The sequence below is a fragment of the Silanimonas sp. genome, from assembly GCF_027530345.1.
Taxonomy (GTDB): domain Bacteria; phylum Pseudomonadota; class Gammaproteobacteria; order Xanthomonadales; family Xanthomonadaceae; genus Silanimonas.
In genome coordinates this window covers 265870-279046 of the sequence record NZ_JAPZQK010000006.1, presented here as the reverse complement: position 1 = coordinate 279046, position 13177 = coordinate 265870, and the positions used below count along the sequence as shown (strand labels likewise).

The following is a 13177-nucleotide window of genomic DNA, read 5'->3' as shown; positions in this document are numbered from 1 at the left end:
CTCAGCGCTTGTCGCCGCCCACGCGGGCGCCGGTGGCGAAGAAGTCGTGCAGGTCGTGCGCGAAGGCGTCGAACTGGCCGATCAGCTTGCGGTTGTTGCGGTTGAAGTAGTTGAACGCGATCACCGCCGGGATGGCGACGAACAGACCGATGAAGGTCATGATCAGCGCTTCACCGACCGGACCGGCGACGGCCTTGATCGAGCTCTCGCCCGAGGCCGACAGGCCGACGAGGGCCATCAGGATGCCCCACACGGTGCCGAGCAGGCCGACGAACGGCGCGATGGCGCCCGTCGTGGCGAGCCAGGTCTGGCCGTCTTCGAGCGAAGCCGACTCACGGGCCACGGCCTGGCGCAGGGCGCGGTCGATGAACTCCGAGCGATTCAGGGCTTCCGACAGGCGGCCTTCCGACTTCTGGTGGTGGGCGGCCGACTGGGCGCAGTCGAGGGCGATCTTCGAGAACGGCTCCCAACCCGGCTGCTCTTCCATGAAGCGGATCGCTTCCTGGGCGTTGCTGGTCTGCCAGAACGCGGAGGTGACGGCGCCGGCACGGCCGTTGATACGGGCGTACTTGATGGCCTTCATGATCGTGTAGTACCAGGCGACCATCGACATGATCACCAGGGCGGCGAACACCGACCAGTTGACGACGCCCATGTGGGCCATGGCGTTCTGCACGCTGAAATCAGCGACGTCCTGCTGCACCGTCTGGGCGGTGCCTGCGGCGGGCGCGGTCAGCGCCACGTTGGTCGCGACCGGGGCCGCCGCCGGAGCAGCAGCAGCGTCCGTCGCCGGCGCGGTGTTGGTGTTGTCCTGCAGCATGAGTGGATACCTTCGGTTGGATTAGCAGGGAGGAGTGAAATTGACTGGCACCAGGACGGCGCCACCGACCGCCTGGCCATTGCGCAGGCCGGCGTTGAAGCGCCAGCGGCGTGCGGCTTCGACCGCGGAGCGATCGAGGTTGCGGCTACGGCTGGACTTCTCGACGGCCACGTCCTGGACGGCACCGGCCGCGTCGATGATGACGCGCAGCATGACCTCGCCACCGATGCAGCGGCGGGCCTCCTGCGGCGGGTAGCGCGGCGGGTTCAGGCGACGGCCCGAGATGTCCTCGGACGGCGCGAAATCCGCGGGCGGCGCGGGCGGCGCGGGCGGCGACGGCGGCGGGGCCTCGACGTCCAGCGCATTGGCGTCGTCGAACACGACCGGCGGTTCTTCCGGCGGCGGCGGGACCGGCGTCGGGGTGACCGGGGTCTGCACGATCTTCTGCACGACCTTCGGCGGTTCCGGCGGCGGCGGCGGCGGCGGCGGGGGCGGCGGCGGCGGTTCGATGAAGTTCACGTTGACCACGCGTTCTTCTTCTTCCTCGGCCGCAGCATTGTTGATCGGCACGAGCAGCGCCAGACCACCCGCGGCGTGCAGGGCGATGGCGAAGGCGATACCGATCGTCCGCGGCCAGCTGAACGGCGCGGGGACTTTGGTGCCGTAGATTCGATTGTCCGTCATGCGTTGGACCGGCTTGGATGGGACCCCGCGCTGGGCGGGTCAATAATAGTAAGGGATCGAAGCGACGCTGGATACCGCCTGAAGGCGGGCAAAACGTGAAGGGCTCAGCGGAGCTGCGAAAGCATGCGATTGGCCTGCTCGCGCGTCTCGGGGTACTTCGCGGCTTCCTGCAGCGCAGCACGGACGGCCGGGCGGTTGTCGAGCTCATTCTCCGAGCGCGCGATCACCATCCATGCCTCGCCGGGCTTGGCCACGCCCTTGGCAAGGGCGGCCTTGGCGGCGTCGCGGGCTTCCGCGTCACGTGCTTCACTGGAAAGCACCTTGGCGTAGTTCAGGGCGGTCTCGCCCTTCGGGTCGAGTGCCGCGCCTTCCTTGTAGGTGTTGATGGCGAGTTCCATGTCCTCGGCGAAGTACGCCGCCTGGGCCAGCGCGTTCAGCGTCGGCAGGTCACGGCTGAGGATGCCCTTCGACAGGCCCTCGTTGATGACGGCGATGACTTCCTTCTCCTTGCCGTCGATATTGAAGTACAGCGCGTAGAGGTTCTGGTAGTCGCGCGCTTCCGTCAGCAGGCCGCGGCTGCGCGCGCCTTCGATGGTGGCGATGGCCTTGTCCGCCTGCTCGAGGTCGATGTACGAGGAGGCGAGGGCCAGGATCAGGCGCTTGTCGTCCGGCTGCAGGGCGACGAGGCGCTCAAGGGCCTGGGCCGCTTCCGCCGGCTGCTCGGATTCGGTGTGCGCCGAAGCGAGCAGGCGCAGCCACTCCGGCTTGGGCGTCGGCGTCAGGGCGATGGTGCGCTTCAGCGCCTCGATGGCCTGCGGGTACTGCTCGGACTCGTAGTAGGCGCCGGCAAGCGCGAAGTGGAAGTCCGGGTTGGTGGTCTTGGTTTCCTCGATCAGCCGCGCGAAGAGCGGGATGGCCTTGTCGGACTGCTCGTTCGACAGGTAGGTGATCGCGAGGTTCTGCATCGTGCCGTAGTGCTGCTCGTTGTCGAGCCCGTTCTCGGCGATCGCGCGCTCCATGTAGGCGATGCTCGCGGGGATGTCGTCGAGCTCGCCGGCGGCGCTGCCCGCCACCTGGGCGGCCACCGACTTCTCGTAGGCGTTGGCGCGTTCGTTGGCCAGCACCGCCTCGGCCAGTTCACGCGCCTTGGCCGGATCGCCCTTCTCGTTCAGCGCCGCGATCATGTCGTTGAGCTGGCGCTGCAGGCCGCGCGAGACCTTGCCTTCCTCGACGACGCGGGTGGCGTCCGGGAAGAACTTGGCCGGGGCCTCTTCGGCGCCACGGTCGCGGTCGCGCGCGTCGCGCGGCATCTGCGCATCCACCGGCATCGCCGCGAACGCAGCGGTGAGGACGGCGATGCCAAGCAGGACGGTACGGGTGGCGGCCATTAAAAACTCCGGGCGCGGAAGCAAGGCTGGCGAGGGTAATGCCTAGGGTGCCGCAGGCTCAAGGGAACCCGGCGTGAATCGTGGCGTGCGTCGCTGCGCTGTCACCGCGAACAAACACGACGTTAACGAATCGGCGCCACCGCACGGTGGCGTATCGGCCTCAGCCCGTGGTCGGGAAGTTCGCCACGGCGAAGGCCACGCGCTCGGCCGGGTCCTTCGACAGCGTCCCGGCCGCCTGCAGGGCTTCGATTTTCTCGAGGCGCGGTTGCAGGCCGTTGGCGTTCGCCATCTGGATGGCGAGGCCGGGGCGCGCGTTCAACTCGAGGATCATCGGGCCGTGGTCCTTATCGAGCACGAAATCGACACCGATGTAGCCGAGGCCGGAGAGCTCGTAGCAGCGCGCGGCCATGTGCAGCAGGTCGTCCCAGCGCGGGATCTTCAGGCCGACGATGCTGTGCTCGGTGTCGGGATGGTCGCGGATGATCTCGGAGCCCCAGACGCCGCGCTTGGTGACGCCGGTCGGCAGGTCGATGCCGACGCCGATGGCGCCCTGGTGCAGGTTGGCCTTGCCGTCCGAAAGGCGCGTCGGCAGTCGGATCATCGCCATCACCGGGTAGCCGAGGAAGACGATGATGCGGACGTCCGGCACGCCCTTGAAGCTGACGCGCTCGAAGATCGGGTCGAACTGAACGCAGTACTCGACCAGCAGGTGGTCGGGCTGGCCGCCCAGCGAGAACAGTCCGGAGAGGCCGTTCGACAGGTGGTGCTCGAACTCCTCGCGATTCATCAGCGAACCGTTGGCGCGGCGGTACTTGTCGCCGCGGCGGCCGTGGATGACGAGGATGCCGTCGCCGCCCGAGCCGTGGGCCGGCTTCACGACGAAGCTCTCGCGGTGCTTGATCTTCTCGTGCAGCTCGGCGATCTCGTGCTCTTCCCGCACGACCGCGTACAGCTCGGGCACCGGGAGGCCAGCTTCGATGGCCAGCTTCTTGGTGATCAGCTTGTCGTCGACCCGCGGGTAGAACTTGCGCGGGTTGTGCATGAGCACGTAGTGCGCGTTGCGCTGGCCGATGCCGATCAGCCCGATCTTGCGCAGGCGGCGCGCGATCTCGATGGGGTTCCAGAGCGCCATGGCTCAGGCCTTCGGCGCGTCGCCGCCGGCCGGGGCGGCGGCGGCCGGCGCCGGGGCGATCGGGTCGGCCTCGCGGGCCAGCGCGCGGAAGCGGAACAGCTCCATCAGGCGGTAGCCGGAGTAGCGGCCGAGCAGCAGCGCGGCGGCGAACAGGTACAGCAGGAACTCCGGGTACACGTAGATCAGGTGCTCGAGGCGGTCCCAGCTCATCACCAAGTAGGCCAGCGCGGCGACGATGATCGTGCCCACGCCTTCCTTGATGGCGGTGCCGGCGCCGCGCTCGTCCCAGGCCACCGACATGCGCTCGATGGTCATCGCCATGATGACCATCGGGAACAGGGCGACGGAGAGGCCGACCTCGAGGTCGAGGCGGTTGGCGATCACCGAGATCAGGGCCATCAACAGCACCACGAGGATCAGGATGGCGGTGAGGCGCGGCACCAGCAGCAGGCGCAATCGCTCGAGGTAGAAGCGCACCAGCAGGCCGGCGCCGACGACGAGGACGAACAGGGTGATGCCCGCGACCAAGGCGGTCTCGCGGAAGGCGAGGGCCACCAGCACCGGCATGAAGGTGCCGTAGGTCTTGATGCCGATGATGTTGCGCAGGATCAGCATCATGAAGGCGCCGATCGGCACCAGCAGCAGGACCTTGTAGACCTCCTGCGCCTGCAGCGGCAGGGAGAGCAGCGACCAGCGGATGTAGTTGGCGTCCTGCACCTCGAGGCGGCGCTGCGCCATGGCCATCGCGTCGGCGAGGTTGTAGCTGACGGTGTACATCAGCGAGGGCGTGGCGTCGCTGTCCATGGCCAGCAGCGGCTCCGGCGAGACGTTCCAGAGCAGCAGGTCCTTCGGCAGGCCTTCCGCGGCGGTGCGCGGATCGAGCAGGCGCCACTCGGTGCCGGTGTGGACCAGCAGCCAGGTCTCGATGCGCGCCGTGCCCTCGACGCCGCCTTCCGGCAGGCGCAGCGCATGCACGAGGCGCGCCGGGATGGTGCGGATGGCGAGCAGGTCGACGAGGAAGCGGGTGCGCAGTTCGTCGTCGACGTTGCCGGAGCCATCCTCGCGGGCGTAACGGTCGAGCAGCAGCTGGGCGCCCTCGTCCGGGGATTCGTTGAGGCGGCGGATCAGCTCGCGCGAGAAGGTGGTGACGTCCGCCGAGCGCTCGCGCACTTCGTCCAGCAGTTCCTGCGCGGCGGCGGCGTAGGGTTCCTCGAGCTCCGGCGGCGTCAGCAGCTCGGGCTGCAGGTCAGGGAGGAGGGTCTCGTCCTTCAGCTGCGAACGGACGATCGTGGCGCGGTAGTAGAGGTCCTGCTCGCCGACGGCGTTGCGGGTGGCCCACTGCACTTCGCGGCCCTGGGGCTCGCGCTCGGGGATCTTGGAATAGCCACGGGCGACGTAGCGCTCGTCGAGGACGATCCAGCCAGGCGTCAGGAAGGGCAACTGCAGGGTGAGCGCATTGGCGCGTCGCTGCGGCTGGTATTCGACATGGGCCTGCACCGACCACACCTGCACCGACTCGTCGGGCTGCAGTGGGAACTTCAGCACCTGCCATTTGTAGACGATGGCCGAGGTGGCCAGGGCGATGATGGCGAAGGCGAGAAGGTAGAGGTGGCGCTTGCTCATTCGGCGTTCCGAGGCAAAGGTCCGCACCACCGGAGGGCGCGGCAGGACGGAAGTGTAACCGAGTGCCCGAAGGCCGCCGACGGTGTCAGCGGCTGCCGAGCGCCAGCATCGCGATGGCGAGGGCGTTGATGATCACGTGGCCGAGGATCGGGGCCTCGATGCGCCCGGTTCGCAGGTAGAGCTGCCCGAGGACGGCGCCGATCACCGCATAGGGCACAAGCATCAGCAGCCACACCAGCAGGCCGCGCTCTCCGGGCAGGGGCTGGTGGAGCAGCGCGAACAACGTGCTGCTCAACACCAGGCCGAGCAGAGGTCGCCCGGCTTGGGCGAAGCGATGAAGGCAGACGCGGCGGAACAGGAGCTCCTCGCCAACCGGTGCGGCGATCACCACCATCAGTGCGGTGAGCAGCGGGGCCGCGTTCAGCGCGCTGAGGACGGGATCGATGTTCGAGCCCGTCACCCGTAGACCAAAGTGGGCGGCGAGGTGGTAGTAGCCGAAGGCCAGCGCTTGGAGGGCCAGCGCGGCGAGCACGACCGTTGCGAGCAGACGCCCCGTCCACGGTCGCGGCGCCGAGGGCAGGCGACGACGGTGCAGCAGCCACAGCGCCACGCCCGCGCCCAGGGTGGCAAGCATGGCGAGGGGGATGAGGATCGCCGGCATGCCGCGGATGCCGGGCCCGGGCGGGCCCACGTCGACACCGGCGGTGCGCAAGCCACCAAGAATCAGGCCGATGACCACGCTACCGCCAAAGACCACGACGACAGCGAGAACGGCGTCGAGCAGCGTCGCTCCCGAAAGACGCCATAGCGATCCGGGCGTCGCGCGAGGCTCGTCCAGCGGCGCCGAAGGCTGGCCTGCGTGGTCTGACGCGGCGACCATCAGACGTCGAGGTTGCCGACTTTCAGCGCGTTGTCCTCGATGAAGGCGCGGCGCGGTTCGACCACGTCGCCCATCAGCGTCGAGAAGATCGTGTCGGCGGCGATGGCGTCTTCGATCCGCACGCGCAGCAGGCGGCGCGTTTCCGGGTTCACTGTCGTGTCCCAGAGCTGCTCGGGGTTCATTTCACCGAGGCCCTTGAAGCGCTGGATGGTGCGGCCCTTCTTGGCTTCCTCGAGGAGCCAATGCTGCGCCGCAGCGAAATCGCGCAGCGGCAGCGACTTGCCACCGCGGCTGACGGTGGCGCCGTCGCCAAGGGCGAGTTCGGCGAGCTTCGCCGCGGTGTCGGTGAGGGCCTTCAGTTCGCCGTGCAGCAGCTGCGCGGCGGCGATGGTCTGGCGGCTCGACAGGCCGTGGTGCTGCTTGTCGACATGGATCGCGCCGGGCGTGTCGCCCGCTTCGGCCTGGGCGCTCAGCACGTAGCGCGGCTTGCCGAGGCCGCTGGCCTTGAGCTTGGTGTTTTGTGCATCGCACCATGCGGCGAGCTTGGCGGCATCGGCGAAGGTCTCGGCCGTCAGCGGCTCGGCCTGGTAGATCGTCTCGAGCACCGCGCCGTCGACGCGGTGGCGATGGCGTTCCACGGTTTCCTGTGCAGCGGCGACGGCCTGCATCAGCGACTCGAGCGCGATGCCACGGACCGGCGGCGCGCCGGCGGCCGGAACGAGTTCGGCGTTCTCGATGGCGTTGGAGATCAGGTACGAGTTGAGGGCGTGATCGTCCTTGATGTACAGCTCGGTCTTTCCCTGCTTGATCTTGTAGAGCGGCGGCAGGCCGATGTAGATGTGGCCGCGCTCGATCAGCTCCGGCATCTGCCGGTAGAAGAAGGTCAGCAGCAGCGTCCGGATGTGCGAGCCGTCCACGTCGGCGTCGGTCATCAGGATGATGCGGTGGTAACGCAGCTTGTCCGGGTTGTACTCGTCCTTGCCGATGCCGGTGCCGAGCGCGGTGATCAGGGTGCCGACCTCGGCGCTTCCCAGCATGCGGTCGAAGCGGGCGCGCTCGACGTTGAGGATCTTGCCCTTGAGCGGGAGGATCGCCTGGGTCTTGCGGTTGCGGCCCTGTTTCGCGGAACCACCGGCCGAGTCACCCTCGACGATGAAGAGTTCGGAGAGCGCCGGGTCCTTTTCCTGGCAGTCGGCCAGCTTGCCCGGCAGGCCGGCGATGTCGAGCGCACCCTTGCGGCGCGTCAGGTCGCGGGCCTTGCGCGCCGCCTCGCGCGCGCGCGCGGCATCGACGATCTTGCCGGTGATGGCGCGGGCTTCGTGAGGGTTTTCCTGCAGGAACTCGTCCAGCTTCGCGGCGAAGATGGCATCGACGACCGGGCGCACGGCCTCGGTGACCAGCTTTTCCTTGGTCTGCGAGGAGAAGCCCGGGTCCGGCACCTTCACCGACAGCACCGCGATCATGCCTTCGCGCATGTCGTCGCCCGACATCGCGATCTTGGCCTGCTTGGCGATGCCGCTCTTCTCGATGTAGCGGGTGAGGGTGCGGGTCAACGCCGAGCGGAAGCCCGTCAGATGCGTGCCGCCATCCTTCTGCGGGATGTTGTTGGTGAAGCAATAGATCGTCTCGTGGTACGCGTCGCTCCACTGGACGGCGCAGTCGACCACGATGCCGTCCTGCTCGCCGCTGATCGAGATGACGCTGGGGTGCAGCGGGGTTTTCAGCTGGGCGAGATGCTCGACGAAGCTGCGGATGCCGCCCTCGTACTCGAACAGGTCGCGCTTGCCGTCGGGACGCTCGTCGACCAACTCGATCCGGACCCCGGAGTTCAGGAAGGACAGCTCGCGCAGGCGGCGCGCGAGGATGTCGTAGTGGAACTCGGTGTTTTCATTGAACGCCGTGACGGACGGCCAGAAGCGGACCTCGGTGCCGCGCTTCTCCGAGGGCTCCAGCTGCTTCAGCGGATACACGGGCTCGCCGTGACGGTACTCCTGCTGGTAGTGGTGGCCTTCGCGCCAGATGTCGAGCAGCAGCTTCTCCGACAACGCGTTCACGACCGAAACACCAACGCCGTGCAGGCCACCCGAGACCTTGTAGCTGTTGTCGTCAAACTTGCCGCCGGCGTGCAGGACGGTCATCACCACCTCGGCGGCGGAGATGTCGCGACCCTGCTTCTCGCTCTCCTTGGCATGACGGCCGACCGGGATGCCGCGGCCGTTATCCGACACCGAGACCGAGCCGTCCTCATGGATCGTGACCAGCACCATGTTCGCGTGGCCGGCCAAGGCCTCGTCGACCGAGTTGTCGACGACCTCGAACACCATGTGGTGCAGGCCGGACCCGTCGTTGACGTTGCCGATGTACATGCCCGGACGCTTGCGGACGGCCTCCAGGCCTTCTAGGGCGGTGATGCTGTTGGCGTCGTAGGCCGGGGTGGCCGGGGTGCTGGGGGTCTGTTCCGTCATGCTCTGCGGCTGCGTTGCGGGCGGCCGATGGCGGTGTAGCCAACGGACGCCGAGAAGAGGCCAGCCGGGTGCCCATGGAGCAGGGCAGGGCGTCGGCAGCGGCGCGGGCGTGGACCCGGGACGGCCGGCGCGGGGCCGGGCTGGAACCGTTCGATTATAGGCGTTCCGGGGGAGTGAAGGCGGCTGGTGTTCCACGTGGAACCCCTGATCCGCCGGGGTGCCGGCTCGCCGTGCCGCGGGTACCGACACCACCCCTCAGACGGCGGCCCCTTCACTGATCTGGCCGCCGTGTTCCACGTGGAACAACGCCCATCCCGGGGTCTGCTCGGACAGAGCGGGGTCCCAACGGGTCCCGCTGACCAGGGTCTGGCACCCGGCTGAAGCGACCCACTCGAGAACCGCAGCCTGTCGACCCGCATCCAACTCCGCTTGGAGATCATCGAGGAGCAACAGGCTCCGCTCCCCCGACCACCCACGAAGCGCCTCGGCCTGGGAGAGAACCAACGCCAAGGCCACCAACTTGGACTGACCCCGCGACAACTGCTCGGGATCCACCCCGCAGGGCTGGCCCAGATCCACGTCGGCGCGCTGCGGGCCGATGGTGGTGTAGCCCAACTCACGATCGCGGGCCCGATTGAGCAGAAGCAGATCCGTCAGCAGGGCCTCGGACTGCCGCCAGCCCGGGCGCAACTGCAGCGACGGTGGCTCGAGTCCCGGAGCGAGCGTCGGCCAGACGCGGTCGAGGGCGGGTTGCCACAGGCCCAAGGCCGTCGCCCGCTGGGCGGCTAGGCCTTCCGCCATCAAGCCCATCTCCCGTTCCCAGGGGTCGAACTCCACGTCCTGCGCCCCGGCGCGAAGTAGGGCGTTTCGCTGCTTGAGGGCACGCCCATAGCGCCGGGCCAGTTCCGCAAAGCGAAGTTCCACGTGGAACGCCAGCCAATCCAGAGCCCGGCGCCGCTCTTCGGCTGGCCCGGTCACCACTTGCGAGGACTCCGGATGGAAGCAGAGCACCGGAAACGGGGCGGCCAGCTCACTCAGGCTACCCACCGCAGCGCCATCCAACCGCGCCTCCCACTGATCCCCGGCATGACGGAGCCCGGAAACACGGGCCCGCCCCGCATCGTCGGTCCAGCGCGCCACCACCTCCAACGCCGCCTCGCCCCGTTGCACCAAGCCATCGGCAACACGACCGCGGAAGCTCCGCCCGAACCCCAGCAAGCAGAGGGCCTCGAGCACGCTGGTCTTGCCGGCGCCGTTCGGTCCCACCAGCCAAGCCCCGGCAGCAGGCAGAGCCAACGACACGGAGCGCAGGCAACGGAGCCCGCGGATGTCGACCGAGTCAACGCGCACGACCCGCCCTCATCCGACGGAAGGCCTGCAAGACAGTCCTACGGAGCGACGAACGACGCCCGACAGCGCGACGCCCGGCAGAACCGGGCGTCGGGGCGTTCACCGTGGCGGCAAGCCAACCGGTCACAGGCGCAGCGGCATCACCACGTGGCGGCTGCGATCGCTGTCCCTCTCCCGCACCAGCACCGAGGAATTGGCGTCACGGAGGTTCAGGACGACCGACTCGCCCTTCAGGGCGGCGAGCGCATCCAGCAGGTAGGTGACGTTGAAGCCGATGGCCAGACCATCGATACGCGTCTCGACCTCGAGCTCCTCGTGGGCCTCTTCCTGCTCCGGGTTGTGCGCGACGATGCGCAGCAGGCCCGGGGCCGCCTCGAGCTTCACGCCGCGGAACTTCTCATTGGAGAGGATGGCCGCGCGCTGCAGTGCCGAGCGCAGCACTTCGCGGTCCAGCTCCACCGTCTTGTCGGCGCCGATCGGAATCACCGCTTCGTAATCCGGGAAACGGCCATCGATCAGCTTGGTGGTGAAGCTCACATCCTCGCGGCGCAGGCGCAGGTGGTTGCGCGCCAGTTCCAGCTCCACGAGGCGGTCGCCGCCCTCAAGAAGACGCTGGAGTTCCAGGACGCCCTTGCGCGGCACGATGATCTGGCGCTTGGTGCCGGTGCCGCCGGGCAGGGCGGCTTCGCACAACGCGAGGCGATGGCCATCGGTGGCCACGCAGCGCAGGGAATCACCGCGCAGGTCGAACAGCAGGCCATTGAGGTAGTAGCGGACGTCCTGCTGCGCCATGGCGAAGGCGCTGCGCTCGATGAGGTCCTTGAGCAGGGCTTCGGAGAGCGACACGCGCTCCACGCCTTCGAGCGCGTCGACAGAGGGGAAGTCGTTCGCGGCCAAGGTCGCCAGGGTGAACCGGCTGCGACCAGCCGAAACGGTGGCCTTGTCGCCACTGACGACCACGGTCACGCGGCAACCGTCTGGCAGCGCGCGGACGATCTCGAACAGCTTGCGCGCGGGGATGGTGGTCTCGCCATCCTCGGCGTCCTCCACCACGGCCCGTGCCACCATCTCGACTTCCAGATCGGTGCCGGTGAGCGACAACTCGACGCCGCGCACTTCAACCAGCAGGTTCGACAGGACGGGGAGGGTCTGGCGGCGCTCCACCACGCCAACCACTTGCTGGAGGGGCTTCAGAAGGGCTTCGCGTGACAGGGAGAAGCGCATGCGGTCGGGGCCTATTTCCGTCGTTGGATAAATCTATCAATGGTGGTGGTAGAGGCCTGGGAAAACGCTGAAAAACTTTCCAAAGCCTTGATTCTGTTGAACTTTATCGCCGAAACGCTGTGGGGAACCGGAAGAACAACCGTGTGGATAACGGTGGGCAACGCAGACGGTTTTCGAGTTGTCCCACGTTGTCCACAGGCTGTGCACGGCCTGTCGACGGCGTTTCCCGTCCCCTCACTCCGTCAGCTTTCGCACCAGCTTGTCCCAGTCCTCGCGCAGCTTGCCGTCGGTCTGCATCAGGTCGCGGATCACCCGGCAGCCGTGCAGCACCGTCGTGTGGTCGCGGCCACCGAAGCCGTCGCCGATCTCCGGCAGGCTGTGCTCGGTGAGCTCCTTGGCCAGGGCCATCGCCACCTGGCGCGGGCGCGCCAGCGAGCGGGTCCGGCGCTTGGACAGGAGGTCCGCCACGCGCAGCTGGTAGTAGTCTGCCACGGCCTTCTGGATGTTCGGGATGGAGATCGCCTGCTGCTGCGCGCGCAGCAGGTCGCGCAGCGTTTCCTGCGCGAAATCCACCGTGATGGGCTTGCCGAGGAAGTTGGCCCGGGCCGCCAGCGTATTGAGCGCGCCTTCGAGGTCGCGGACGTTGGAACGCATGCGCTTGGCGATCACCAGCGCGACCTCGTCCGGGAGCGCCACGCCGCGCGCCTGGGCCTTGGCCCCGAGGATGGCGGCACGGGTCTCGAAGTCCGGCGGCTCGATCGCCACCGACAGGCCCCAGCCGAGACGCGACTTCAGCCGCGGCTCGAGGTTCTCGACTTCGCGCGGGTAGCGGTCGCAGGTGAGGATGATCTGCTGCTTGCCGTCGAACAGCGCATTGAAGGTGTGGAAGAACTCCTCCTGCGTGGTGTTCTTGCCGGCGAAGAACTGGATGTCGTCGATCAGCAGCGCGTCCACGGTGTGGAACTGGCGCTTGAACTGGTCCATCGACTTCTCCTGCAGCGCCTTCATCATCGCGGAGAAGAACTGCTCGGAGCGCAGGTAGAGGACGCGCATGCCCGGGTTGAGCTGGCGCATCAGGTTGCCAGCGGCATGCATCAGGTGGGTCTTGCCGAGTCCGGTGCCCCCATAAAGCAGCAAGGGGTTGTAGGCCCGGCCCGGGTTCTGGGCCACCTGGAGGGCCGCCGACTTGCCGAGCTGGTTGCTGCGACCCTCGACGAAGTTCTCGAAGGTGTAGGCCGGGTCGACGTTGCTCGGGAGCTCGGGAAGGGCGGCACGCAGGGCCGCCGCCGCCGTTGGGGCCGGCGGGGCGGTGCCCGGCTCGCGGCCGGCCGCGGCGGGACGCGGCGCGCTGCCGACGGTCACCTGCACGCTCAGGGGTTCGCCGGCGTAATGGGCCAGCAGCTCGCGGATGCGGCCCAGGTAGCGCTCGTGCACCGTGTCGACCACGAAGGCGTTCGGCGCGTACAGCGTGAGGCCGTCCACGCGCTCGTCGGCATGCAACGGCTTGAGCCAGGTCTGGACGTCTTCGGCCGGAAATTCGGCTTCAAGACGTTCGAGGCAACGGGGCCAGGCGGATTCCATGGACAGTTTCAGTGGCGTATAGCCCACCCC

Annotated in this window: 10 protein-coding genes; all 10 read right to left on the bottom strand. The window is 68.0% G+C overall.

What is annotated here, in order from left to right; all coding sequences use genetic code 11:
• Position 1: 1 nt before the first annotated feature.
• Entirely contained in the window at positions 2–664 is a 663-nt protein-coding gene (locus tag O9255_RS04225; protein WP_297865662.1) for a MotA/TolQ/ExbB proton channel family protein, read from the bottom strand.
• A 177-nt stretch (positions 665–841) separates the two neighbouring features.
• Positions 842–1504, bottom strand: coding sequence for an energy transducer TonB (locus O9255_RS04220; protein WP_297865587.1), 663 nt, complete (start codon positions 1502–1504; stop codon positions 842–844).
• A 104-nt stretch (positions 1505–1608) separates the two neighbouring features.
• Positions 1609–2892: a tetratricopeptide repeat protein gene (locus O9255_RS04215; RefSeq protein WP_297865586.1), complete on the bottom strand. Its 1284-nt coding sequence runs from the start codon at positions 2890–2892 to the stop codon at positions 1609–1611.
• Between the two features lie 160 nt (positions 2893–3052).
• On the bottom strand, positions 3053–4024 hold the full coding sequence (locus O9255_RS04210) for an alpha-L-glutamate ligase-like protein (RefSeq protein ID WP_297865585.1): 972 nt from the start codon (positions 4022–4024) through the stop codon (positions 3053–3055).
• A gap of 3 nt (positions 4025–4027) precedes the next feature.
• On the bottom strand, positions 4028–5647 hold the full coding sequence (locus O9255_RS04205) for a UUP1 family membrane protein (RefSeq protein ID WP_297865584.1): 1620 nt from the start codon (positions 5645–5647) through the stop codon (positions 4028–4030).
• Between the two features lie 85 nt (positions 5648–5732).
• A complete protein-coding gene (locus tag O9255_RS04200; RefSeq protein WP_297865583.1) occupies positions 5733–6527 on the bottom strand; it encodes a type II CAAX endopeptidase family protein in 795 nt (264 codons plus the stop codon).
• On the bottom strand, positions 6527–8992 hold the full coding sequence (gyrB, locus tag O9255_RS04195) for a DNA topoisomerase (ATP-hydrolyzing) subunit B (protein WP_297865582.1): 2466 nt from the start codon (positions 8990–8992) through the stop codon (positions 6527–6529). Before gyrB ends, O9255_RS04200 begins: the two co-directional genes overlap by 1 nt.
• 255 nt (positions 8993–9247) lie before the next feature.
• Positions 9248–10342: a DNA replication and repair protein RecF gene (recF, locus tag O9255_RS04190; protein ID WP_297865581.1), complete on the bottom strand. Its 1095-nt coding sequence runs from the start codon at positions 10340–10342 to the stop codon at positions 9248–9250.
• Positions 10343–10465: 123 nt separating this feature from the next.
• On the bottom strand, positions 10466–11566 hold the full coding sequence (dnaN, locus tag O9255_RS04185; protein WP_297865580.1) for a DNA polymerase III subunit beta: 1101 nt from the start codon (positions 11564–11566) through the stop codon (positions 10466–10468).
• 234 nt (positions 11567–11800) lie between these two features.
• The gene (dnaA, locus tag O9255_RS04180; RefSeq protein WP_297865579.1) at positions 11801–13147 is read right to left on the bottom strand and encodes a chromosomal replication initiator protein DnaA; all 1347 of its coding nucleotides are present in this window, start codon (positions 13145–13147) and stop codon (positions 11801–11803) included.
• Positions 13148–13177: the final 30 nt, after the last annotated feature.